The organism is Ruegeria sp. I1 (assembly GCF_056532675.1).
The window spans coordinates 672,792-695,494 of record NZ_JBQFNM010000001.1; the positions used below are offsets into that span (position 1 = coordinate 672,792).

The 22,703-nt window shown below is 57.8% G+C and carries 22 protein-coding genes; 8 read left to right on the forward strand and 14 right to left on the reverse strand.

Annotated elements, in window-relative coordinates; genetic code table 11:
- Positions 1–2: 2 nt before the first annotated feature.
- Both ACR0DH_RS03380 and metG read right to left on the reverse strand, forming a co-directional pair.
- Positions 3–1,169 carry an efflux RND transporter periplasmic adaptor subunit gene (locus ACR0DH_RS03380; RefSeq protein ID WP_170530208.1) on the reverse strand — a complete coding sequence of 389 codons (1,167 nt, stop codon included), beginning with the start codon at positions 1,167–1,169 and terminating at the stop codon, positions 3–5.
- Between the two features lie 284 nt (positions 1,170–1,453).
- Positions 1,454–3,172 (reverse strand): methionine--tRNA ligase, encoded by a 1,719-nt coding sequence (metG, locus tag ACR0DH_RS03385; protein ID WP_480547166.1) that lies wholly within the window; start codon positions 3,170–3,172, stop codon positions 1,454–1,456.
- A 217-nt stretch (positions 3,173–3,389) separates the two neighbouring features.
- On the opposite strand from metG, the gene ACR0DH_RS03390 reads away from it, so the two are divergent.
- Both ACR0DH_RS03390 and ACR0DH_RS03395 read left to right on the forward strand, forming a co-directional pair.
- The gene (locus tag ACR0DH_RS03390; RefSeq protein WP_480547168.1) at positions 3,390–4,145 is read left to right on the forward strand and encodes an OB-fold-containig protein; all 756 of its coding nucleotides are present in this window, start codon (positions 3,390–3,392) and stop codon (positions 4,143–4,145) included.
- A gap of 32 nt (positions 4,146–4,177) precedes the next feature.
- Positions 4,178–5,860, forward strand: a complete 1,683-nt coding sequence (locus tag ACR0DH_RS03395) for a flotillin family protein (protein ID WP_480547170.1) — start codon at positions 4,178–4,180, stop codon at positions 5,858–5,860.
- 45 nt (positions 5,861–5,905) lie between these two features.
- On the opposite strand, the gene ACR0DH_RS03400 is transcribed toward ACR0DH_RS03395, so the two are convergent.
- Complete coding sequence (locus tag ACR0DH_RS03400) at positions 5,906–6,127, reverse strand: hexameric tyrosine-coordinated heme protein (RefSeq protein WP_480547172.1); 222 nt, start codon at positions 6,125–6,127, stop codon at positions 5,906–5,908.
- Between the two features lie 102 nt (positions 6,128–6,229).
- On the opposite strand from ACR0DH_RS03400, the gene ACR0DH_RS03405 reads away from it, so the two are divergent.
- Positions 6,230–6,673, forward strand: a complete 444-nt coding sequence (locus ACR0DH_RS03405) for a MarR family winged helix-turn-helix transcriptional regulator (protein ID WP_480547174.1) — start codon at positions 6,230–6,232, stop codon at positions 6,671–6,673.
- 14 nt (positions 6,674–6,687) lie between these two features.
- Here ACR0DH_RS03405 and ACR0DH_RS03410 read toward each other — a convergent pair whose 3' ends face one another.
- From ACR0DH_RS03410 to ACR0DH_RS03435, 6 genes are all read right to left on the reverse strand, one after another.
- Entirely contained in the window at positions 6,688–7,914 is a 1,227-nt protein-coding gene (locus tag ACR0DH_RS03410) for an MFS transporter (protein WP_480547176.1), read from the reverse strand.
- An 82-nt stretch (positions 7,915–7,996) separates the two neighbouring features.
- Complete coding sequence (locus ACR0DH_RS03415) at positions 7,997–8,593, reverse strand: YceI family protein (RefSeq protein WP_480547178.1); 597 nt, start codon at positions 8,591–8,593, stop codon at positions 7,997–7,999.
- 230 nt (positions 8,594–8,823) lie between these two features.
- On the reverse strand, positions 8,824–9,450 hold the full coding sequence (locus tag ACR0DH_RS03420; RefSeq protein ID WP_480547180.1) for an ImuA family protein: 627 nt from the start codon (positions 9,448–9,450) through the stop codon (positions 8,824–8,826).
- Between the two features lie 48 nt (positions 9,451–9,498).
- Complete coding sequence (locus ACR0DH_RS03425) at positions 9,499–10,080, reverse strand: retropepsin-like aspartic protease family protein (protein ID WP_480547182.1); 582 nt, start codon at positions 10,078–10,080, stop codon at positions 9,499–9,501.
- 42 nt (positions 10,081–10,122) lie between these two features.
- The gene (locus ACR0DH_RS03430; protein WP_170630185.1) at positions 10,123–10,743 is read right to left on the reverse strand and encodes a MarC family protein; all 621 of its coding nucleotides are present in this window, start codon (positions 10,741–10,743) and stop codon (positions 10,123–10,125) included.
- Complete coding sequence (locus ACR0DH_RS03435) at positions 10,740–12,593, reverse strand: ABC-F family ATP-binding cassette domain-containing protein (protein ID WP_480547184.1); 1,854 nt, start codon at positions 12,591–12,593, stop codon at positions 10,740–10,742. Before ACR0DH_RS03435 ends, ACR0DH_RS03430 begins: the two co-directional genes overlap by 4 nt.
- Positions 12,594–12,701: 108 nt before the next feature.
- Between ACR0DH_RS03435 and ACR0DH_RS03440 the strand changes: the two genes are divergently transcribed.
- Both ACR0DH_RS03440 and ndk read left to right on the forward strand, forming a co-directional pair.
- Positions 12,702–13,904, forward strand: coding sequence for a multidrug effflux MFS transporter (locus tag ACR0DH_RS03440; RefSeq protein WP_480547186.1), 1,203 nt, complete (start codon positions 12,702–12,704; stop codon positions 13,902–13,904).
- Between the two features lie 103 nt (positions 13,905–14,007).
- Positions 14,008–14,430, forward strand: coding sequence for a nucleoside-diphosphate kinase (gene ndk, locus ACR0DH_RS03445; RefSeq protein WP_008757405.1), 423 nt, complete (start codon positions 14,008–14,010; stop codon positions 14,428–14,430).
- 53 nt (positions 14,431–14,483) lie between these two features.
- Here the strand turns inward: ndk and ACR0DH_RS03450 are convergent, their stop codons facing one another.
- Positions 14,484–14,831 carry a TfoX/Sxy family protein gene (locus ACR0DH_RS03450; protein WP_480542863.1) on the reverse strand — a complete coding sequence of 116 codons (348 nt, stop codon included), beginning with the start codon at positions 14,829–14,831 and terminating at the stop codon, positions 14,484–14,486.
- A 97-nt stretch (positions 14,832–14,928) separates the two neighbouring features.
- On the opposite strand from ACR0DH_RS03450, the gene ACR0DH_RS03455 reads away from it, so the two are divergent.
- The 3 genes from ACR0DH_RS03455 to ACR0DH_RS03465 are packed head-to-tail and all read left to right on the forward strand — an operon-like array spanning position 14,929 to position 17,660.
- Positions 14,929–16,437, forward strand: a complete 1,509-nt coding sequence (locus ACR0DH_RS03455) for a CHAD domain-containing protein (RefSeq protein ID WP_480547188.1) — start codon at positions 14,929–14,931, stop codon at positions 16,435–16,437.
- A gap of 3 nt (positions 16,438–16,440) precedes the next feature.
- A complete protein-coding gene (locus tag ACR0DH_RS03460) occupies positions 16,441–17,196 on the forward strand; it encodes a ParA family protein (protein WP_480547190.1) in 756 nt (251 codons plus the stop codon).
- Positions 17,193–17,660 carry a CYTH domain-containing protein gene (locus ACR0DH_RS03465; RefSeq protein ID WP_480547192.1) on the forward strand — a complete coding sequence of 156 codons (468 nt, stop codon included), beginning with the start codon at positions 17,193–17,195 and terminating at the stop codon, positions 17,658–17,660. The genes ACR0DH_RS03460 and ACR0DH_RS03465 overlap by 4 nt, the downstream gene beginning before the upstream one ends.
- Before the next feature lie 2 nt (positions 17,661–17,662).
- On the opposite strand, the gene ACR0DH_RS03470 is transcribed toward ACR0DH_RS03465, so the two are convergent.
- The 4 genes from ACR0DH_RS03470 to ACR0DH_RS03485 all read right to left on the reverse strand — a co-directional run bounded on the left by ACR0DH_RS03470 (position 17,663) and on the right by ACR0DH_RS03485 (position 22,689).
- Positions 17,663–19,027 carry an ATP-binding protein gene (locus ACR0DH_RS03470; RefSeq protein WP_480547194.1) on the reverse strand — a complete coding sequence of 455 codons (1,365 nt, stop codon included), beginning with the start codon at positions 19,025–19,027 and terminating at the stop codon, positions 17,663–17,665.
- Entirely contained in the window at positions 19,020–19,700 is a 681-nt protein-coding gene (locus ACR0DH_RS03475) for a response regulator transcription factor (protein WP_480547196.1), read from the reverse strand. Before ACR0DH_RS03475 ends, ACR0DH_RS03470 begins: the two co-directional genes overlap by 8 nt.
- Before the next feature lie 192 nt (positions 19,701–19,892).
- Entirely contained in the window at positions 19,893–21,329 is a 1,437-nt protein-coding gene (locus ACR0DH_RS03480; RefSeq protein WP_480547198.1) for a Do family serine endopeptidase, read from the reverse strand.
- 742 nt (positions 21,330–22,071) lie between these two features.
- Positions 22,072–22,689 (reverse strand): nucleotidyltransferase family protein, encoded by a 618-nt coding sequence (locus tag ACR0DH_RS03485; protein WP_480547200.1) that lies wholly within the window; start codon positions 22,687–22,689, stop codon positions 22,072–22,074.
- Positions 22,690–22,703: the final 14 nt, after the last annotated feature.

A 22,703-nucleotide genomic window follows, 5' to 3' on the forward strand; every position in this document is an offset into this window, starting at 1 on the left:
TGTTATTCTCCCGGCTGCTCTGAGGCCACAACCGCGTCAACCGCGACGCCCGGGCGTACCCTTTGTAAACCTTCGACGATCACGCTTTCACCTTCGCGTAGCCCATCCAATACGATAATCGCAGTATCGACTGTATCGCCCGTGGTGATGTAGCGCTGTTCAACCATTTGCTTGTCGTTCACCACAAGAACAAATTCGCCGCGCTGGTCGCGTTGCAAGGCGGCCTGCGGGATCAGCACCTGCAGCGTAGGCTCCAACGCCTCGATCCGAACCGTCAGGAATGCGCCGTCAAGGATCAGACGGTTCGCATTGTCGAACTCGGCACGCATTGTAATCGCACCCGTCAGCGGGTCGATGCGGTTGTCGACAAAGACGATCTCGCCTGTCTCATCCAGTTCCGTGCCGTTCGGCAAGGTCACATGGACATTCGGGCTTTGGTCACTTTCCGCAAGTGAGGCTGCGTTTTCGTTAAATTGCTCAAGGATCGAGGTGAACTGCTTTTCGTTCAGAGAGAAATTCACGTAGATTGGGGCTTCGCTGACCAGATTGACCAATGCCGGGTTCGTGGGGCCAACCACATCACCAACGCTGGTGGTCACGCGCCCGATCCGCCCGTCAAACGGGGCGTGGATTTGAGTATAGCTCAGGTCCAACTCAGCCTGTTGAATTGCAGCATTTGCGGCTTTGACCTCGGCCTCGGCAACCAATTCGTTGGCGCGGGCTGTATCGCGTTCGGATTCAGGCGTGGCGTCGCGTTTGAACAATTCTTCTTTACGATCAAGGTCAATCTTAGCCAGTTCCAGATTGGCCTGGGCCCGGTTCAGGTCGGCTTTGCGGGCCTCAAGCGTGGCCTGATACAGGTCCGGTTCGATGGTGAACAGTAGCTCATCCTTGGTGACGAGTGCGCCGTCTTCGACATTCTGGCTTTCCAAAAACCCGTTCACCCGCGCCACGATATCGACCTTGTTGATCGCTTCGGCCCGTCCGATGAACGCCGCCTCATCTGTGATCTCTTGTGTATAAGCCGCCGCGATTGACACTTTGGGGGCTGGCGCCTCGCTTTGATCTTGCGCCAGCGCAGTATAGCTGACGCCCAAACTGGCCAGGGCGGCGATAGCCAAAGCCGGACCCTGATAGCGGAGGATAGAGTTCTTCAATTCAAGGGGCATGGCGGACGCCTCGTTCAATAGGAATGTGTGTCGTGGCGCGAGACCACGACGAGTCGATTGGTGTTTAGGTCAGGATGGCTCGTTTAGAGACATATCTCAAGCGCCTTGAGTACCGCGGTGAGTTGGAGTGGGCGGGAAATTGTTCTGGTTGCAGGCCAACTTAGATGTGCACCAGATGTAGATTTGGGTGCTGAACCCGTGGACAATCGGGATGCCCAACACAAATCAGGCAAAGGTTGGAACCTTCGCCTTAGGTCATAGAGCCGAGCGAAAAAGCCAGCTTATCAGTCGCGCGTTCCGGCAAAACGGCTTTGCCAATCTTCGCGTTGTTCATCCGTGATCTTGGCGAACAAAACGTCCGGAACCGTAAACTCATGTCCGGCGGGCAGGGCGTTCAGCGCTGTCTCGGCGCTGTCCGGCCAGCCTGTATCCAGCGTGTTCATGGCGCTCAGCATCCGTGCTGAAGCGTCGGGGATGAATGGCGCGCTGAGCACGGCGTAAAGACGGATCAGGTTCAGGCCCAGGCGCACCTGCGCGGCGGCCTGTTCCGGGTCTTCCTTGAAGGTCGACCATGGGGCTGCGGCTTGCAGATATTCATTTCCCGCAACCCAGATCGCGCGCAATTCCTGCGCAGATTTGCGGACCTCCATCGACTCCATATGGGTTTCGTAGGTGCGAATGCGTTTGCTTAGGTCTTCGATCAGCGCAGTCTCGCGCTCTCCAAAACGTCCGCCCTTAGGTACGACTTCGCCGAATTTCGAGCGGCAGAACTTGGTGATCCGGCTAACAAAATTGCCCAACACGTCGGCAAGGTCTTTGTTAACCGATTGCTGGAAGTTCTCCCATGTGAACTCACTGTCGCTGCTTTCCGGCGCATGGCTCAGCAGCCACCAGCGCCAGTAGTCGGCGGGCAGGATCTCCAGCGCCTGATCCATGAAGACGCCACGGCCCTGTGAGGTCGAGAATTGACCACCGTCATAGTTCAGATAGTTGAACGATTTCAGGTGATCGACCAGCTTCCACGGCTCACCCGAACCTAGAATGGTGGCCGGGAAGGACAGCGTGTGGAAGGGCACGTTATCCTTGCCCATGAATTGGACATACCGCACGTCTTCTGCGCCTTTGTCGGTGCGCCACCAGCGTTCCCAATCCGCATCCGTCTTGCCGTTGGCATCAGCCCATTCCTTGGCGCAGGCGATGTATTCGATGGGTGCGTCGAACCAGACATAGAAGACCTTACCCTCCATACCGGGCCAGTCCTGATCGCCTTTCTTGACCGGAACACCCCAATCCAGATCGCGGGTGATGCCGCGATCCTGTAGGCCGTCGCCGTCATGCAGCCACTTCTTGGCAATAGATGTGGTCAGGATCGGCCAATCGGCCTTGCTGTCGATCCAGGCATCCAGCTGATCCTTCATCGCCGATTGGCGCAGATAGAGGTGCTTGGTTTCACGCACTTCCAGATCGGTCGAGCCGCTGATGGCGCTGCGCGGTTCGATCAGGTCGGTTGGGTCCAACTGCTTGGTGCAATTCTCGCACTGGTCACCACGCGCGCGGTCGTAGCCACAATTGGGGCAGGTGCCCTCGATATACCGGTCCGGCAGAAAACGACCATCGGCGTTCGAGTAGATCTGTTTTTCACTAACCTCACGGATCAGACCGGCCTCATCCAATTTGCCCGCGAAATGCTGGGTCAGCTTGCGGTTCTGTTCACTTGAGGAGCGACCAAAGTGATCAAAGCTCAGGCCAAAGCGTTTGGCGATATCGGCCTGCACCGCATACATATCGGCGCAATATTCGGCCACTGGCTTACCCGCCTTGGCGGCAGCCAGCTCAGCAGGCGTACCGTGCTCGTCGGTGGCGCAGAGGAACATAACCTCATTCCCCCGGCCACGCTGGTAACGTGCGTAAAGATCGGCAGGCAATTGCGAGCCGATCAGGTTGCCGAGGTGTTTGATCCCGTTGATGTAGGGGATCGCGGAGGTAATAAGAATCCGGGCCATTTTGCGTTTCCACGTATCTGTCTGCGCGCCCGTCTACCTTATGTGATCGGCTAGAAAAACCCCGGCTTTCATCTGGATGACATTTTCGGCGCCACGATATGGAAAATCCAGGTTGACCAAAGGTCAGTGATTGCCGAAGTGTCGTGCGCTAAACTACCCATAGGTTGTAATATTGAATCACAACCTCTTGAATTTCGACAATGAACTCCCATCTTTTATGTATACCAAAGTATACAATAACGAGGGCTATTTCCTTATGTTCGACTTTTTGCTCGAGGGTGCTTTTGCGCCCTTTACCCTAGCGCTTGCATTGCTGTTCGGCCTTCTGGCGCTAGAACTGATCGCTTTGCTGCTGGGGGCTAGCCTTATGGCGGGCGAAAGCGATCTTGATTTGGATATGGCTGACGGGCCGGATCTGGATGTCGGAAGCTTTGACCTCGACATCGATGCGGATGTGGATCTGGGCGATTTTGAGCTGGCGGATGTCGAACCTGACGCGACCACGGTCGCCTCAGCAGGTCCTTTGGCCTGGCTGGGTATCGGCAGGGTACCGGTCATGATCTGGCTTGTTGTTCTGCTGGCCGGTTTCGGCCTGTCAGGCATGGGCCTGCAGCTAGCACTGCGCGATCTGTTGGGCTTTGACCTGCCGGGCTGGGTGGCTGCCCTACCTGCTGGAGCCTTTGGTCTTTGGTTTGCACGCGGATTTGGGGGCGTCTTTGCGCGCCTTTTGCCCAAAACCGAGACCGAGGCGATGTCCGAGCGGATGCTGGCCCGTCGTCGTGGCTTCATCTCGCAAGGCACCGCATCGCGCGGACGCCCGGCCGAGGTTAGGGTCATGGATCGCTTTGGCAATGCGCATTACCTGCGGGCCGAGCCGTTGCAAGACAGCGATACGCTGGAACAGGGCACCGAAGTGCTGGTGCTGCGCGACCGACGGCAAGACCGGTTCGTTCTGGTCGGCCTTTCGAACTGACAAAAATTTAACCCCAAATCGGAGGATTTTGCATGGAACTTACTTTCCTGATCACCACAGTTGCGACCATTTTGGCGGTCGTTCTGTTCATCGGCCTTGTGCTTGGCCGACTTTATAAGCGCGCGACCCGCGAAGTCAGCCTGGTCAAAACCGGGGCAGGCGGCAAGAAGGTCATTATGGATGGCGGTGTCATCATTGTGCCCTTGTTGCACGAGGTCAGCCCGGTCAACATGAAGACCTTGCGCCTTGAAGTGCAACGTAGCAGTGAGGCTGCTTTGATAACCAAAGACCGTATGCGGGTTGATGTGGGTGTGGAGTTCTACGTCTCAGTTATGGCCACCGAAGAAGGGATCGCACGCGCTGCGCAGACCTTGGGTGACCGGACTTTTGATGTTGAACAACTGCGTGAGATGATCGAAGGCAAGCTGATCGACGGTCTGCGCGCTGTGGCGGCGCAAATGACCATGGACGGTTTGCATGAAAATCGCGCCGACTTTGTACAAGAGGTGCAGAACGCAGTGTCCGAGGACCTATTGAAGAACGGTCTGTCGCTGGAATCGGTCTCGCTGACCGCTTTGGACCAGACGCCGTTTGAAGCGCTGGACGAGAACAACGCCTTTAACGCGGTGGGTATGCGCAAATTGGCGGAGGTGATCGCAACCTCGAAGAAGGAGCGTGCTCAGATCGATGCTGAGGCCGAGGTTGAAGTGCGCCGTGCGGCCATGGAAGCCCAGCGTCAGAAGCTGTTGATCGAAAAGGATGAAGAACAGGCGCGGATCGAGCAGACACAGCAGGTCGAAACCCTGCGCGTCGCGCAAGAGGCCGAGATTGCTGCGCGGACCGAGGATTCGGTGCGGGAAACCGAACGGGCGCGGATTGCGCGGGAAGAGGCCATCCGCTCGGCCGAGATCGAACGCGAGCGCAAGATCCGCGATGCGGAGATTGCCAAAGAGCGTGAGATCGAAGTCGCTGAGCAGGAGCGTCAGATCATCATCGCGCAGAAATCCGAAGAGGAAAGCCGCGCGCGTGCGTCTGCTGACCTGGCCCGGGCCGAGGCGACCAAGGCGACGGAAGCTGTTGCAACCGCACGCGAGGTGGCCGAGGCCGAGCGTCAGAAGCAGATTGTTCTGATCGAAGCCACGCGTGAAGCTGAACGTCAGGCCACAGCGATCCGTCTGTCTGCGCAGGCCGAGAAAGAGGCCGCCGCTGACCGCGCCGAAGCCCGCCGCGAAGAGGCGCAGGCCGAAGCCGACGCGCTGAACATCCGCGCCGAGGCCAAGAAGAACGACATGTTGGCCGAGGCGGAAGGTAAGCGCGCGATTGTTGAGGCCGACAACGCTCTGTCCGCAGCACAAATCCGCATGAAGGTCGATATGGCACGGATCGAAACCATGCCCTCGATCATTTCGGAAATGGTCAAGCCTGCGGAAAAGATCGACTCGATCAAGATCCATCAGGTCGGTGGCATCGGTGCGGGCGCGACCGGTGGGGCGGCCAACAGCGACAAGCCGGTGGTCAATCAGGCGCTTGACTCGATCATGGGTATGGCGGTGCAGATGCCCGCGCTCAAGAAGCTGGGCGAAGAACTGGGCCTGTCTATGGAAAACGGTGTTGGTGGCGTGGTGAACGGTGCGCTTGAGGCGACCCCGGAGCCAGCGATCACATCGCCAGACACTGCCGATCTGGTCGAAGACGAAACGCGTAGCGACCAATAAACCAAATGGGCCGGGATTTCCCGGCCCATTTTTCTTTTCTGAGCGTTACTTCCAGAAATTGTTTGCATGCGAGACGGTCTGAAAGTTGATGGCCACAACGTGAGAGACACCAATCAAACTATCCGCGTTATTTGCATATTCAAGGCGCATCCGGTTGCGGGCTGCATCATCGGGTTGCGTCAGTTTGACTGCCATACGGGACAATTTCACTGCAAGCTCATAACCTTCTTCTGGTGTTTGAGTTTTCAAACTGGGTAGCCAGGACATTTCACTCTCCATTTATATCGTGCGCGACCTAAAATGCAAAGTTGACGAAGCCAGTGTTTATGTCAAGAATAATATCGTGCGCGATATAAATGAGGCTTTGAATTGGACAGTTTTGATATCCCTAAGCAGGCGGATGATCTGTTTTGTTTTGGCGTTTATACCGCGTCGCACGCAATTAACCGTGCCTACTCACCACACCTTAAGAAGTTGGGTTTGACCTATCCGCAATACATCACGCTAACTTTGCTGTGGGAGCATGATGGACAAAAGATCAATACGCTTGCCCAGCAACTCGGGATGGAGACCAGCACGCTGACACCGTTGGTCAAGCGACTGGAGAACCTGGGCCACGTAACCCGGTCGCGCAGTCAAACTGACGGACGCGCGGTAGAGGTTTTCTTGACCGAGCAGGGTTTGGCTTTCAAGCACAAAGCGCCAGAAATCACCTCTTGCATGATTGAGCAAACAGGGCTGGACAAATCGGAACTGCAAAAACTGCAAACGCTACTATTTCGACTGAGAGACGGATTGAATGGTGGCCGATGAGATGCCAATCGAGCTTATTCTTTACCCTCACGCGATCGTTTTAGCAGACCTCCGATTGTGAACGAGGTGCGCGGGGCATAGACGTAGCTGGTTCGCGCATCCGGTGTTGGGCGAGACCGCATGCGGGCCAAACCAAAGCCGATCAGCCCCAGATGCCCAACGGCCACAAAGGCGAACAAGGCGCCTGGGCCGAATTGTTCGATCAATGTCGAAGACACATAGGGCGAGGCGATTGCGCCCAGCGCGTACCAGAACATCAGGGCCGCAGACAGTTCGACCCGTTGTTCGGTGGTGGCAAAATCATTGGCGTGGGCGGAAGATAGCGAGAAAATAGGGAAGGTGGTCAGACCAAAGAACCCGGCCGCCAGCATCACGCCCAGTGTTCCCGCCCCGCTGGCGGCCATTGTGACCCCGCAGCTGAGCACCGCGGCAGCGGAAAGCCAGATCAAAACCCAGCGCCGGTCATACTTGTCGGCCAGCCAGCCAAGCGGATATTGGGCAAGTGCACCGCCCAAAACGAAGGAGGCGAGGAAAAATGCGATCTGATCCAAGCTCAAACCCACCTCTTGACCATAGACCGGGCCGACCATCCTGAAGGATGCAGAGCTCAGCGCCGAAACGATCACGCCAGCAACGGCCAGCGGTGAACAGGCCCAGGCCAGTTTGGGCCTCAGCCGTGGGGCGCTGGGGGTCTGAGGCTGGCTGGCCCGCGTTAATGTCAACGGCAGCAGCGATGCACAGCACAGGATCGCCAGCAGGTTATACGAAACATAAGATGCAGGTGGCAAAACCGCGATGATCAACTGCGCGCTGAGCGAGGCCCCCAGATCCGCAATGCGATAGGTTCCCATCGCCCGCCCGCGCGTTTCGTTCGTGACCTTGGCGTTCAGCCAGGCTTCGATGACTGTATAGCACCCTGCCACGCAGGTGCCCGAGGCTATTCGCAATGCGGCCCAGACATAAGGGTTTTCGGTCAAGGTATGCCCGATCAGACCCATAGCGCCAAGGGCCGTGCACACGGCAAACGCGCGTGAATGCCCAACGCTGCCCATCAGGCGTGGCGCCCACCAGCAACCGATAAAGAAGCCGATGAAATGCGCCGAACCCAGCAGACCGATCTGTTCGGTCGTGAAGTTCAGCGTAATGCCCGAGATCGCATCCAGTGGCCCAACGCCGCCTGTCGACAGTTGCAACAGAATGACGGACAGGAAGAGGGCGGCAAAGGAAATGATCGTGCGCATAATGAGACCACGCTCTACCTGTCTCAGGCGCTTTGCGCGCGCCTAATCGACGCCTTGGTGTCGTTTTTTGCGAATTCGCAGATTAGTTCAGTCGTGTGATCTGGGCCTGAATGTTCAGACCAACTGTGTCATCGACTAGATCGGGATAGCCAGAGGCCCCATATGCATGCCGGTCCAGCGCACCGGTCAGCTGGATCGACAGGGCATCAAGATCATCCGCCGCGCTGCCGGGCGCACGATAGAGGGCCGCGTCAAGGGTCACCGGCCGGGTAATGCCGCGCACGGTCAGGTCGCCTCTGACCGAGGCCCCATCCGAGATGCGCCCACCCGGGCCAAGCTGGATTTTGGTCGAGGTGAAGCGAATGGTCGGATGCGCATCAGCATTCAGCACGCTTTCGCCCAACATGGGCCCGCGCGCAAAGGGCAAACGCGTTCGTGCAGCCGCCACGTTTAGGATGACGTCGACCTTGCTGTTTTGCAGGCGTTTTGTATCCAGCTGAATGTTGGCAGATTGGATCGGCATGGTACCCGATTGCGCCACCCCGGACAGATCAAAGGTGAACCCGACCGATGTGCCTTTTGGCGCAAGCGCATAGGGGATCATCACGGATTGTGCAGCTCCCAAGCTGGGCCATAGTGCCAATCCAGCTACGAAACTGCGTCTGGTCATTCTGGTCATGCCGATCCCTTTCGCCTGTGTTGCCCATGCCGGATGTGGTCAGATCCGCCGCTGTGCTGATATCTGCTGTCCTGACGCTAGAACGCAGGACGTAATGATTGGTTAACACGCGAGCTTGCAGTCTTATTCGCTCCGATCTCAAATCAATTGCCGTGGGTGGTTCGCCGGCAACAATCGATGAGCGCGCTTATTTGTTGGAAACGCTAGGGCGATGGCCTTTGCCCGGCCAATCACATCTTCCGTGAACGGTCTTCGCCACTTCTCGCAGGTTGCAGATGCATCTGTGCGCGAGGGGCTGCCATAGTGGCCTGCCAACTCGCCGGGGGCAGGGCGCGGGCGCGGCGGCGGGTCAGGGTCCAGCGGTTTGCCTCATCCCGATGTGTAGCGGCCATGTGCCAACGCGTTTCGACCCCCTGCGCACCACCGTCGCCGGGGGTCAGCAACAGACCCAGCGGGGGCTGCCCTATGTCACCCTGTTCCGCTGCCAGATGCAGTCGCCGCACCGGTGTCAGGCCCGGCGCGCCAGGCAAATCGCTGATGACCAGCGGAACGGCTCGGCTGCGCAGGGCTTCTTCCATGCACCACAGCAGGTCCTCGGCCCGTTTGGGGCGCGCAAAGAGAAACCTTCCGGGGTCAGCAAAATCGACCATTCCGTGGGGGTTCAGCTGGCCCAGCTCCCATGCGGGATAAATCCACAAGACCGGCCCTTGGGTCTGCCCCGCCAGCCACATGGCGAAACTGCGCCGAGCGGGGCCGCAGGCTTCGTGCACGCGGCCCTGTTGCAGGGTGACCTCATCATGAAGTTTGACCCCCGGCGCGGGGCGCGCGGGCTTGGCGCCAAGAAGCTGAGCAGACATGATATGCGTATATCATGTTCTTACTTTGTTCTCAAGTTGCGAACGCGCCTAACGTGACAGGATCATCCGGCCATCGGTGAACTGGATGTTCGAAAACCGATGCAGGTAATCCATGCCCAGCAGTGACTGATGCAGTTCACCTTCATTGATCCAGGCCGAGACATTGCGGTCCGTGATCGGCCCCAGTTCCAGGCTATCCAGCCGCACGGGCGCGGTCCGGACCTCGCCGTTCGCGGTAATCGCGCGCCCGAAATAGTTCAGCTGATCCGGATCGATGCCCACGCGTTCCGCATCCTGCGCGCTGAGGACGATCTGGCTGGCCCCGGTATCCACAAGGAAGACAATAGGCTCGCCGTTCACCGTGACAGGCAGATAATAATGCCCGTCCTGCGCGCGCGGAACCTCGATCGTGTCGCCGGTGACGGCCATTTGCGGGGCAGGGCCGACCGAGGACCGGATATCCTCCCACAAGCCAATGACCGCGATGACGCCCACAAAGATGAACACCCAGGCCATCACCTGTTGAAGGGTCTTGTTCAGAGATTGGCGGTTCTGGGCGACAAACCACAGCAATATGGCCGCGCCAAGCACGACCAGATACACCAAACGCCCGATATCGTCGCCATTCATACTGCTGCCCTTATCCTTGGTTCTGACCCTCTATATGGGGATTTAGGACGCAAAACCAAAGGCCTTGAGGCCATCCAGAATGAACTGCACCGACAGGGCGGCCAGCAGCATACCCAACAACCGGGTCAACACGTTCAGCCCGGTTTTGCCCAGAATGCGGGCGATCAGACCGCCCGACAGGAAGAACAACAGCACCACCGCCATGACGGCCAGCATTACGGCCACTGCCGCAGCAATTCCCTGAATGCCCGGATGCTGCCCGGACAGCAGAATAATGGTCGCAATCGATCCCGGCCCGGCGACCAGAGGGATGGCGAGCGGAAAGACGGACGGATCGTTGTGTTCCTCTTCCTCGGCCCGGTCCTCGCGCCGTTTGGTGCGGCGTTCGAACAGCATGTCCAGCGCAGTCAGGAACAGCAGAGCGCCGCCTGCGACCTTGAACGCCTCCATCGAAATGCCAACGAAACCCAGTACGGCCTCACCAAAGGCGGCAAAGGCGATCAGGATGCCCGAGGCCACAACGCAGGTGCGATAAGCCGTTCGCCGCCGGGTGCGCGCGTCCATATCCTGTGTCATGGCGACAAAAATGGGCGCAGTGCCGAACGGGTCGATCACAACGAACAAGGTGGTGAAGGCCGTGATGAAGAAGGCGGCGTCAATCATGCGGCACTCTCGGCCTGTTCCAGCCTTTCTGCGGCGGCAACCCAAAGGGTTTCGGCCTTTTGCATCGCCTCGGTGACTTCGGCAAATTTGCGGTTCCAGGTTTCCAAATCGTTGATCTTGTCATCTTCGTACAAGGCCGGGTCCGCCAGTTTGGCCGACAGCTTGTCGTGCATATCTGTCAGTTTCTCAATCCGGTCCTCGCATTTGCGCAGATCGGCGCGCAGGGCCAGCATCGCCTCGCGCGAGGGGCGCTTGGGTTTCGCCGTTTGCGGCTTGGCCTTCACCGGCTTGTCGCGGGCCAGCAGCAGGGAACGATAGGCTTCCAGATCGCCATCGAACGGCTTGACCGTCCCGTCCGAGACCAGCCATAGCCGGTCCGCCACCAGCGACAGCAGGTGCATGTCATGGCTGACCAGCACAACCGCGCCGGAATAGGCGGTCAGCGCCTCGACCAGCGCTTCGCGGCTTTCGATGTCCAGATGGTTGGTCGGCTCGTCCAGGATCAGCATATGCGGTGCGTCGATGGTGGCCAGCAGCAGGGACAGCCGCGCCTTTTGACCGCCCGACAGACGCCCCACCTTGGTTTCCGCCTGATCCGCGTTCAACCCGAACCCGGCCAGACGCGAGCGCCACTTGCCCGGAGCCTCGTCCGGGCGCAGGCGGCGCAGGTGGTCCAGAGGGGTCTCGTCCACATACAACTCATCCACCTGATGCTGAGCGAAATAGCCGATGCGCAGCTTGTTGGAACGGCTCATCTTGCCCGCCATCAGGGGCAGGCGGTCGGACAGCAGCTTGGAGAGCGTCGATTTGCCCTGACCGTTCTTGCCCAGCAGCGCGATCCGGTCGTCCTGATCAATACGCAGGTTCAGGCGGCGCAGGACCTCGGTCTCGCCATAGCCCGTTACGCCGCCTTCGATCTGGATAATTGGGGGCGAGAGTTCCTCGGGTTCCGGGAAAGAAAACGCCCGCAGGGCTGCCTCTTGCGGGGTCGAGACCAGTTGGATGCGTTCAATCATTTTAAGGCGCGACTGCGCCTGTACGGCCTTGGATGCCTTATAGCGGAAGCGATCCACGAAACTTTGCAAATGCGCGATGCGTGCCTTGGCCTTTGCGTTCTCGGATTCTGCCTGCGCCAAACGTTCAGCGCGGCGTTCGGCGAATTTGTCATAGGGCACCGCGTAGTAGGTGAGTTTGCGGTCTTCCAGATGCAGGATCGAGCCCACGGCGCGGTTCAGCAGCCCCCGGTCGTGGCTGATGATGATGACCGTATGCGGATACTTCGCCAGATAGCTTTCCAGCCACAGCGCGCCTTCAAGGTCCAGATAGTTGGTCGGTTCGTCCAAAAGCAGCAGGTCGGGCTGCGAGAACAGCACCGCCGCCAACGCCACACGCATCCGCCAGCCGCCCGAGAAATCCGAGCAGGGTTTTAGTTGGTCTTCATCGCCGAACCCGAGCCCTTTGAGGATCGACGCTGCCCGAGCTTCGGCCGACCAGGCATCGATATCGGCCAGACGGGTTTGAATATCAGCAATACGAGCAGGGTCCGTGGCGCTTTCGGCCTCAACCATCAGCGCGCTGCGTTCTGTGTCAGCCGCCAAAACGGTATTGATCAGCGAGACATCGGATGAGGGCACCTCTTGCGCCACCCCACCAATCCGCGCGCGTTTCGGGATCGAGATAGCGCCGGATTCCAACGCCAATTCCCCCCGGATCAGGCGGAATAGGGTGGTCTTGCCGGTTCCGTTGCGCCCCACAAGGCCAACCTTGTGACCGTCTGGGATGGTCGTGCTGGCCCCATCAAACAACGGGCGGCCTTCGACGGCGTAAGTGATGTCTTCGATCCGTAGCATGACGCGCTCTTAGCAGAGCCTCAATGCAGCCGCCAGCGGCTTGGCATGTTCAAGCGCCGGGCAATGTGTTAGCGCTGTGTCGTTTGTTTTTCTGACACGGTTTTCGACATGCGCGCGGCCCGGACGCCTCCACATCTGATCACGTTGATCTTCGCCACCGCACTTTCCGTGTTGTCGCTGAATATGTTCTTGCCGTCGCTGGCGCATATGAGCGACGACTTCGCGGTCGACTATGGCCTCGTGAACTTGTCAGTGGCTGGATATCTGGCCGTCTCGGCGGTGCTGCAACTCATCATGGGGCCGCTGTCAGATCGGTTTGGGCGCAGGCCGGTTCTGTTGATCTGCATGACCGTCTTCGTGATCGCGTCAATCGGATGCACGCTGGCCGAGTCGATCTGGGTTTTTCTGGGTTTCAGGCTGTTGCAGGCCGTCGTCGTAGCCGGGTCGGTTCTGTCCAGTGCCTCGATCCGGGATCGATATCCGCCCAACGAAGCCGCCAGCAAGCTAGGATATGTTGCGATGGCCATGGCGCTCGCGCCTATGCTGGGTCCAATGCTGGGCGGCGCGCTGGACATGCTGTTCGGCTGGCGCGCGGGGTTCGTTTTGTATTCGGTTCTGGGGGCAGGGCTGTTGGCCTTGCTGTGGTTCGACATGGGAGAGACCAACACAGACCGTTCATCAACCTTGGTCGCGCAATTGAAAGAGTACCCGCATTTATTTCGCGCCCGTCGATTTTGGGGTTATGCACTATGTGCCGCGTTTTCGATCGGCGGGTTCTACAGCTTCATCACTGGCGCGCCCCTGGTCGCCGCTGCGTGGTTCGACCTCAGCCCGGCGATGCTGGGCTTAGGGATCGGGATCATCACAGGTGGCTTCATGGTGGGCAATTTTGTCACTGGACGCATCGCGGCGCACACCCGGCTAACCACGATGATCCTATGTGGACGGATCGTGGCCTCGGTTGGACCGTTCTTCGGTTTATTGTTGTTTGTAGGCGGTCACGGCTCAGTCTGGGTGTTTTTCGGGTCGGCCATCTGTGTGGGATTTGGCAATGGTTTGACCAACGCCAATGCCTCGGCCGGAGCGATGTCGGTCCGGCCCAAACTGGCAGGAAGCGCTGCGGGGTTGTCCGGGGCGATGGTCGTGGCGCTTGGTGCCATCCTGACCTCGATGACGGGTGCATTCGTCAGCCCCGAAAATGGCCCGTATCTGGTGCTGAGCATGATGAGCGGCAGCAGTTTTGCTGGCCTTTTGGCGGTGCTTTACGTCCGCAGGTTGGACAGGATCGACCCGCTGCCCCAGGCGATCTGAGCCGTGAACCATCATAACACTTTTCATAAGGCAAATACCGTGATACGCGGCGCGCGATGGATTTCGGCGCGGGCCCCGCGTCACATTGTAAGGAGAGGCCAAAATGGCACTGGAACGCACATTCTCGATCATCAAACCTGATGCAACCCGCCGTAACCTGACTGGCAAGATCAATGCCAAGTTCGAAGAAGCCGGCCTGCGCATCGTGGCACAAAAGCGCATCCACATGACCAAAGCTCAGGCAGGCAAATTCTATGACGTCCACGCCGAGCGTCCGTTCTATGACGAACTGTGTGAATTCATGTCGTCGGCTCCGGTTGTTGTTCAGGTTCTGGAAGGCGAAGGCGCCATTGCCAAGAACCGCGAAGTCATGGGCGCAACCAACCCCGCAGACGCAGCCCCCGGCACCATCCGCGCCGAATTCGCTGAATCGGTTGGTGAAAACTCGGTCCACGGGTCGGACGCGCCGGAGACGGCTGCAGTTGAGATCGCATATTTCTTCTCGGGTATCGAACTAGTCGGCTAAGCCAGCGTTTCCTGCTGATTTCGGGCCGCTCCGTTTGGGGCGGCCTTTTTCGTTCAAACCTGTTTCAGATCACTTGCGGACACGCGCACCCCGATCGCGTTCAGGTCTGAGACCAACTGGCTTTCCGCTGCGGGTTTGGCGCCGGCTTTGATCGCGTCAAACCTTTCGCGTAATTGCTTCTTCTCTTCGCCCTTACAATCGTTCCATGGGCGACCCTGAAGACCCATGACCAACACGTAGTACCCGATGAAATGTGCCTTGGTTCCGGCCTGTAACAGTCGGGTATAGGCCTCATCCGCGCCCAGTTCACGTAGGTCCTGCGCGGAGTGTATCCCCGCACGGGCGCAAGCTTCTTCGAAGGCGGGGCCAAGATTTCTGATCGAGGACACAGGTTCGGACATGGGTTTGGTTTAAACGTCCAACCAAGCGCTGTCACCCCAGCATTGACGCATTCCGGTTTTGCTTGTGTTCCGACGGATCTGAAGATTTCATGTCCTCATGAGATTAGAGACAGAGACGTTGTTTGTCCTGCGTGGCGCGTTTGATCCATCTGAGTTTGTCGGGCTGAACCTGCGATATGATCCGGAACGGGCTTCCAAGCCCTTTGTTCTGCTGGATTGTCATGACCAGTCGATCCGCGCATCCGGTCGGATGTTGCTGGAGTTCGGCGGGTCATTGCACCTGCTGGATGGCCAAGGCACGCGTTTGAGCCAAAGATGCAAGGGCCAAAGGCGTTTTGTACAAGACTTGCCAGACGGCCCGCTGCGCGACGCTTTGAAAGGATTTCCGAAACTGCGCGCGCTGATGGCAATTGCCTCGGGCGAGGTCGAGGAGGGCAGCCTTGCCGTTCTGGATGATCTCGAGAAAACCCAGGTGCGTGGTCGCGTCACGGTTTTGTCGACGGTAAACGGGCAGGCGACGATTATTCGCCTCAGTCGATTGCGGGGATATGACAAGGTCTACCTCCGCGCCTGCGACGCGATGTTGGCGGCTGGCTCGGACAGAGCTGACCTGTCTGCGATTGTTCAAGCCTTGGAGCCGGATGAGGCCCCATATCGGGCAAAGCCCGAGATCACTTTGGGACGATCAGAGCCTTCACTTCAGGTGGCTACTGATATTATCTTTACTTTTCTGAAAGTTGCGCGGCAAAATGAAAACGGAGCTATCGCTGATATCGACACCGAATTCCTGCATGATTACCGTGTTTCTCTGCGCCGAATACGATCTGTCATCAGCTTGTTCAAAGGGGTTTTCTCTGACGATCAGACCGCTACGCTAAAAAAGACCTTCTCAGATATGATGACCCCGACCGGGCGCGTGCGGGATTTGGATGTCTATCTTCTGGAAAAAGACATATATTACAGCCTTGTGCCGCACACACTTCACCCGGGACTGGATGCCATGTTCGGGCAATTCCAGAAGGAACGCATGCAGGAACTCTCGCGGCTGACCCGCAGGTTACGCAGCAAAGCCTATCAAAGTCAGATGGCAGAGCTAACGGCGCTGTTTAGCACCACCGAGGGTCTGCAACCGGGGCCAAATGCGCAGCGCGGGGCCTATGACTACGCTTGCGCCCTGATCTGGAAGCGCTATCGTAAGGTCTGCAAGATTGCGCGCAGCATCACGCCTGAAACACCGGATGAGACTGTGCATGATCTGCGGATCGATTGTAAGAAACTGCGCTATCTGATGGAGTTCTTTGCGCCTCTTTACGATGCGAGAGACTTCAAATCGATCCTTAAGCCGTTGAAAAAGCTTCAGGATAATCTGGGCCTGTTCAATGACTACTCGGTCCAGCAAGAGGCGTTGCAGCAGTTCTCCGCGCAGCAATCCAACGCCCAAGGACGCGTTGATGTAAAGATCGGTCTAGCGGTCGGTGGGCTGATCGCGGTGCTGGATCAACGGCAACGGGCCGAGCGTGACCGTGTGATCGCCAATTTCCAGCAGTTCGATGCCCCAGAAACGCGCCAGTTGTTTCGCCACCTGTTTCATCGGTCCAAGGAGTGAGGAATGAGAATCATTGCCTGTTACAGCAACAAAGGCGGTGTTGGAAAAACCGCCACTTCGGTCAATCTGGCCCACGCCTATGCAGCGGCGGGCAAGCTGGTCTTGCTGTGCGATCTCGATCCACAAGGGGCCTCGGGGTTCTATTTCCGTGTGAAACCTTCGAAGAAGCTGACGGATGCGCGGTTTTTCGAGGATGTTAAACGTTTCACCAGCGCCATTCGCGCCAGTGATTTCGAAGGGCTGGATATTCTGCCCGCGAACCTGACCTATCGTGATTTTGATGTGTTTCTGTCGCGGATGCGGAACAGCCGATCGCGCTTGAAGAAGGCGCTGATGGCTGCGGGCAGTGACTATGATGTCATCATTCTGGACTGTCCGCCCAACTTTTCGACCCTGTCCGAAAACATCTTTAAGGCCGCAGACCAGATCGTTGTGCCGGTGATCCCGACAACGTTATCAGAGCGTACCTTTGAGCAGCTGGTTGGGTTCTTCGACCAGCACAAACTGCCGAAGAAGAAGCTGAAAGCGTTCTTTTCAATGGTGCAGCAGCGCAAAACGTTACATCAGCAGACGATGGAGAAGATGCGCAAAGCCTATCGCAAGCGCTTCATGCGCAGCAGCATTCCATTTGCGGCAGATATCGAAAAGATGGGTCAACATCGCGCACCGGTGGTGACCTATGCCCCGCGCGGTGCGGCAGGGGCGGCCTATCAGGCACTTTACAACGAGTTGGAAAACGGGGTGGTTTCGACCAAATGAGCAAAGAAATCGAACGTAAGTTTCTGGTCAACAACCTGCCAGACCTGAGCGGCGCTCAAAAGGCTGTGGTGCGACAGGGCTATCTGACGGCCCCCGAGGATTCGACCGAACTGCGCCTGCGGCAAAAGAATGACCAGTATTTCCTGACACTCAAAAGTGCAGGCGGTTTGGTTCGGGTGGAGCGTGAGACCGAGATGTCCGCTGAACAGTTCGAAACCTTTTGGCCCGAAACCGAGGGTCGACGGGTTGAAAAAGAACGCTTTACCAACAGTTTGCCAGATGGGCGGGAGTTCGAGCTGGATATCTTTCAGGGTGCGTTGGCACCATTGCGGCTAGTCGAAGTGGAATTTTCCAGCGAATCCGAGGCACTTGGTTTCACACCGCCCGCGTGGTTTGGCGCTGACGTGACCGAAGATAAACGCTATAAAAACAAGAACTTGGCCATTGATGGAGCACCTGCCTAGGCTCAGCGCGACAGGTTCAGCGTAACCTCAAGGCCCGGATCACAGTTGCGGGCCACGAACTTCCCCCCATGCATATGCGTGATCGCAGCAACCAGCGCCAGGCCAAGCCCGGCATTACGCTCGGTCCGGGCAGGGTCGAGCGTGACAAAAGGCAATTGCAGGCGGGGCAGGTCTTTGGCGGGGACGCCTGGCCCCTGATCGCGCACGCTGAGCTGGGCGAACTGGTCGTCCTCACCAATTGTGATGGTAACAGTTGTGTTCTTGGGAGCATAGCGCATTGCGTTTTCCAACAGGTTCGACAGCGCTTGTGATAGCAACGGGCGGTGACCCTGCACTGGTGCGGCCTCTCCTTCGACCTTGAGCTGGATGTTCTGATCAGCGGCAACCGGGTCGTAGAGTTCGATCACATCGCCAACGAGGTGCTGTAGATCGACCTCTTCAAACTGTTCGCGGCCCAAGCCGGCCTCAGCCCGTGAAATTTCGGTCAGCTGCCCCAGCACGCGCAAAACGTGGTCGATTTCCAAAGTAGCGCGGGCGATATCAGCCTCGCGCTCTTGTTCGCTTTTGCCCGGGTCAGACAGCGCCTCGACCCGTTGTTTTAGACGCGACAGGGGGGATCGCAGATCATGCGCAATCGAATTTGATGTCGTGCGCAGGTTGCTGATCAGCTCCTCGATCCGGTCGAGCATGTTGTTCAACGTCCCTGCAACCTGATCAAACTCGTCTCCAGTGCCGCGCAGGCGCATACGTCGGGACAGATCACCCGAGACGATGTTTTCTGCAGTGCTGGCGATGTCCGACAGGCGGGAAAAGACCAAGCGGGTGAACAGCCATCCGGTGAGCACGCTCAGAACCATCGCGATGACAAGGGCCAGCGCCACGGATCGCAGCAGAACCCGATCAAATTGCTGACGCGCAACAGCATCTCGCCCGACGATCAGACGCTCTTGGCCGGGCAGGCGGATTGAGGCGGCTGAGACCGGTACGAGTTGGTCGTTGTCAGCGCGCCGCAGTTCCAGTTCTACCCAGCCACTGCCAGCCGTGATATGTTCGGGCCATTGCTTGAGGTTTCCAACCAGCTTGTTGCCGAACCGATCCGTCAGCAGGTACAGCGCGTCGCGTTCTGAGGCACTGGGAAGGCGGCGTTCGATGGCTGTGATCAAACCGATCAACCCGCGGCGTTCATATTCATCGGCCAGCCCTGTCAGTTCCGCCGAAACGACCGAACGGGTTTCGGATTCAATGCTGCGATTGGCTGTAAAATAGACCAGTGCCAGTACGGTTGCCGTCAAAAATATGCTGAGCACCATACTGGCCAGAACGAGCCGTGTTCGGGAATTATTCAGGGAAAGCCGAAGGTTATCCATCAGACATCATGTAGCCTGAACCTCTGACGGTTTCAATCAACGGTGCTTCGCCACCCTCATCCAATTGGCGGCGCAGTTTCGAGATATGGACGTCGACAACATTGGTGTTCGGGTCGAAGTGATAATCCCAAACGCCTTCCAGCAGCATGGTGCGTGACACGACGCGGTTCTTGCGGCGCAGGAAGTACTCCAGAATCTGGAACTCGCGCGGGGTCAGAGTGATCTCATGCCCGTCGCGCGTGACTTTGCGAGTCAGCAAATCCATTTCAAGGTCTTTGCAGGTCAGGGTTGGCGTTTCTTCCGATTCCTGCGGACGGCGCAAAAGCGCCTCGATCCGCGCATGCAGTTCCTGAAACGAGAAGGGTTTGACCAGATAGTCATCCGCGCCCGAATTGAGCCCCTTCACACGTTCATCCACCGCACTCATCGCGGTCAGCATCAGAACCGGTGTCTTCAAACCGGCTGCGCGCATGGATTTGATCAGGGATAGCCCGTCCAACCCGGGCAGCATCCGGTCCAGCACGACGGCGTCGAATCCACCATCAGTGGCGTGATACAGACCCTCGCGGCCATCAGCGGCAACCTCGACCACATATCCTTCTTCGCCAAAGCCCTTGGCGATGAAGTCCCGTGTGTCTTCGTCATCTTCAACAATCAGAAGGCGTCGGCTCATGATCGGGTTCCTTTCTATCGGAATTTAAACACAATTTCCGTACAAAGCACATGGTTTTGACGGGGCTGCATCAACAACTCTGTGCCGGGTGCAGCCTCGCGCACCCGGCACGCCCGGCGGATCGCGGACAAATCAATCCGGCCGGGAGGCGCACGCCAAATATCCCCATCATGTGGCGTGCGCGGGTTTGGTTCAGGCGATCTCGACCGCAACGAAAATCTGGTTGCCGCCGCGATTGATCAGCACCAGGGCCGGGTCGGTTTTCTCGCTGTCCAACGCTGCCTTGAGCGCGTCGGGTGTCAGCGTGTCCTGGCTGCCCAGTTTGACAATGACATCACCACGCTGCAGACCGGCCTTAGCCGCCGGGCTGTCTGGTTGCAGATCAGTCACAACCACGCCGTCGACACCCTGTGCCACACCCATCTCGGCCCGTGCGGTATCGGTCAGCGGCGCGACGGTCACGCCCAGTTGGGTGCCCGAGACCTCGGGATCGACCGGAATATCCGCCTCGGCCGATGCCGATTGATGCTGGCCGATGGTCAACTGAAGTTCTTGCTGGTCACCATTGCGCAGCACGGTCAGCGTGCTTTCAGTGCCCACCTTGGTGGTGCCAACCAAAAGCGGCAGATCGCCACTGTTATCAACGGCTTCGTAGTTGAAGCTCAGGATAACGTCACCTTGTTGCAAGACGCCTTCCGCTGGGCTGCCAGCCACAACATCTGAAACCAGCGCACCGGTCGATTTTTCGATGCCAAGGGCAGCCGCGAGTTCCGGGCTGACATTCTGGATCGAAACACCCAGCCAGCCACGGCTGACCTGACCATCGTCGCGCAGGTCGGCTGCGATATGTTCAACGATGTTCGAGGTCACGGCGAAGCCAAGACCAACAGACCCGCCACTTGGCGAATAGATGGCCGAGTTCACGCCAACAACTTCGCCTTCCATGTTGAACAGGGGGCCGCCGGAATTGCCTTTGTTGATTGCGGCATCTGTCTGAATGAACTCGGCATATGGCCCTTGCGAGATGTTGCGGCCCTTTGCCGATACGATCCCTGTGGTCACGGTCGAGCTGAGCCCGAACGGGTTGCCGATGGCTACCACATCTTCGCCCACACGGATGATATCGCTGTTGCCCAGTTCGACGGCTTGCAGCGCTTCACCCGCATCAATCTTCAAAACGGCAATATCGGTCAGCGGGTCGGTGCCGATCACTTCGGCCTCAAAACTCCGGTCATCGTTCAGGCGCACGGTTACGGTTGTGGCATTGTCGACAACATGGTGATTTGTGATGATGTACCCGGCCTCATCCAGCACAAATCCCGATCCCAAACCCTGTGCCGGACCGCGCTGTGGTGCCTGGAAGCCTTCGGGCCCACCGAAGCGCTTGAAAAATTCACCAAACGGATGGGTGTCGAGGTCAAAGTCTTGGCCGGATGCAGGGCTAGTGGTCGGGTCCTGTTCGGCGATGATGGTCACGACCGAAGGGGATACGGTTTCGACCAGATCAGCCAGCGCTTCATCCGCCAGCGCGGGTAGGGCAGTGGATGCAAGCAACACTGCGCCCAATGCGCTTGCGCCGATCCAGCCAGATTTCTGCGGCAATAGAAGCGAGGATTTACGGATGCTCATTTAGGTCTCCTGTGTGTTTCACGCGATTGCAACCGCGCGTTAAGGCCGGAGATATGCCGATAATCTGTGTGCTACCTGATGGTTTCGTTAAGAAAACTTAATTTTGCCACAAAGGAGCAGTTGAGTGCAGATCATCGCCGCCCGAGGATTCGTTGAGTCCTAAGTGGTCGCGTCGAAGAATCAGTGGATTGTTGCCAAAATCGGCGTCAAACAATCAAATCTATTGCATTGCCTTTCTTTTGAGGACAATGCGCACCACCCAAAATCCGAAAATTATGTGATCTTCCTTGGGTTGAGCGTCGAATTTGCTGGTGCAGAAATTCATGTACTAACCGGCTATTTTTATTGCCTTTGGGTCAATTATGCGTGCTCATAAATGGTGTTTCGTTGCAAGGGCCTGATCTCGGATACAACTTATAGTAATGTTGACAAAAGCGGGATGTTGCTCAAAAGCCAGAAGAGCAGTCCTGAACTGGTTCGTTTTGCCCAATTTTATATTGTTTTGAGAGATCAGATCGGGGTAAATAACCTTACCCAAGTGAGGGGGAGCCGAAAGCACTAGGGGGTGCCGACGGTGTTCTCAATCTCAGGTAGTGTATGTTGCATGTTAACGAGGGGGTCTTGTTTAGGTTTCGCAGCATAGTCGACCAGCCCGTTTGGCGTTAGGTCGCGCATTTGAGATTGAAGAAAGTGGTAGTCCTTTATTGGGTACGCGGCCCGGTTGGCAACAACCGGGTCGCAGCTATTTGGGGGACAGGGTATTGCCGTCCCGAACTTTTTGCCAGTTCGCCCAGTCTTCCGGTGTATCCAGGTCACACAGCGCGTTTCGACCGGGAAGGGGCACCAAGCACAGGCGCGCACCGTTCGAACGTATGACGGATTGCGCACCCGTATCTCCGGTCAATTGCGATAAGGTGGCAAAAAGGCTCTGGTCGAACAGAACCGGATGACCGGGTTTGCCGCTTTGGGTAGCACCTCGCCAGATCAGATGGTCCGGGTTCCGCTCGCGAGCGCGCAGCACCGCCTTCAGATCGTCTAGCGTCAGGTCCGGTAGGTCTGCGAGCATAATCATGGCCGCAGGCGCATCGAGGCTGACAAGGGCCAAAGCGCCTCGCAGGCTGGCATTCATACCTTCGGCTGCATCAGGGATTGGTGCGATCTGCACATCAAGCCCTGATAATGCCTCGTATCGGGGATGAGGCCGTGGCGGTAGCGCGACAATGACCGGTCCAGCTGCCATCGCGGTCGAAGCCGAGCGTCGTAACAGGGGAATACCGTCAATCTCTTGCATCAACTTGTCGGCGCCGCGCATACGGCTTGATTGCCCGGCGGCCAGCAGCAGGATTGGTATCTGTATCATGTGGACAACATGCC

Excerpts from the sequence above, each read along its gene's own strand:
- ACR0DH_RS03435 (WP_480547184.1), bottom strand. The coding sequence starts at position 12,593 with ATGCTACGGATCGAAGACATCACTTACGCCGTCGAAGGCCGCCCGTTG.
- ACR0DH_RS03485 (WP_480547200.1), bottom strand. The coding sequence starts at position 22,689 with ATGATACAGATACCAATCCTGCTGCTGGCCGCCGGGCAATCAAGCCGT.
- ACR0DH_RS03410 (WP_480547176.1), bottom strand. The coding sequence starts at position 7,914 with ATGCGCACGATCATTTCCTTTGCCGCCCTCTTCCTGTCCGTCATTCTG.
- ACR0DH_RS03395 (WP_480547170.1), top strand. The coding sequence starts at position 4,178 with ATGGAACTTACTTTCCTGATCACCACAGTTGCGACCATTTTGGCGGTC.
- ACR0DH_RS03470 (WP_480547194.1), bottom strand. The coding sequence starts at position 19,027 with ATGGATAACCTTCGGCTTTCCCTGAATAATTCCCGAACACGGCTCGTT.
- ACR0DH_RS03380 (WP_170530208.1), bottom strand. The coding sequence starts at position 1,169 with ATGCCCCTTGAATTGAAGAACTCTATCCTCCGCTATCAGGGTCCGGCT.
- ACR0DH_RS03415 (WP_480547178.1), bottom strand. The coding sequence starts at position 8,593 with ATGACCAGAATGACCAGACGCAGTTTCGTAGCTGGATTGGCACTATGG.
- ACR0DH_RS03480 (WP_480547198.1), bottom strand. The coding sequence starts at position 21,329 with ATGAGCATCCGTAAATCCTCGCTTCTATTGCCGCAGAAATCTGGCTGG.
- ACR0DH_RS03460 (WP_480547190.1), top strand. The coding sequence starts at position 16,441 with ATGAGAATCATTGCCTGTTACAGCAACAAAGGCGGTGTTGGAAAAACC.
- ACR0DH_RS03450 (WP_480542863.1), bottom strand. The coding sequence starts at position 14,831 with ATGTCCGAACCTGTGTCCTCGATCAGAAATCTTGGCCCCGCCTTCGAA.
- ACR0DH_RS03475 (WP_480547196.1), bottom strand. The coding sequence starts at position 19,700 with ATGAGCCGACGCCTTCTGATTGTTGAAGATGACGAAGACACACGGGAC.
- ACR0DH_RS03430 (WP_170630185.1), bottom strand. The coding sequence starts at position 10,743 with ATGATTGACGCCGCCTTCTTCATCACGGCCTTCACCACCTTGTTCGTT.
- ACR0DH_RS03440 (WP_480547186.1), top strand. The coding sequence starts at position 12,702 with ATGCGCGCGGCCCGGACGCCTCCACATCTGATCACGTTGATCTTCGCC.
- metG (WP_480547166.1), bottom strand. The coding sequence starts at position 3,172 with ATGGCCCGGATTCTTATTACCTCCGCGATCCCCTACATCAACGGGATC.
- ACR0DH_RS03455 (WP_480547188.1), top strand. The coding sequence starts at position 14,929 with ATGAGATTAGAGACAGAGACGTTGTTTGTCCTGCGTGGCGCGTTTGAT.
- ACR0DH_RS03420 (WP_480547180.1), bottom strand. The coding sequence starts at position 9,450 with ATGTCTGCTCAGCTTCTTGGCGCCAAGCCCGCGCGCCCCGCGCCGGGG.
- ACR0DH_RS03390 (WP_480547168.1), top strand. The coding sequence starts at position 3,390 with ATGTATACCAAAGTATACAATAACGAGGGCTATTTCCTTATGTTCGAC.
- ACR0DH_RS03425 (WP_480547182.1), bottom strand. The coding sequence starts at position 10,080 with ATGAATGGCGACGATATCGGGCGTTTGGTGTATCTGGTCGTGCTTGGC.
- ndk (WP_008757405.1), top strand. The coding sequence starts at position 14,008 with ATGGCACTGGAACGCACATTCTCGATCATCAAACCTGATGCAACCCGC.
- ACR0DH_RS03400 (WP_480547172.1), bottom strand. The coding sequence starts at position 6,127 with ATGTCCTGGCTACCCAGTTTGAAAACTCAAACACCAGAAGAAGGTTAT.
- ACR0DH_RS03465 (WP_480547192.1), top strand. The coding sequence starts at position 17,193 with ATGAGCAAAGAAATCGAACGTAAGTTTCTGGTCAACAACCTGCCAGAC.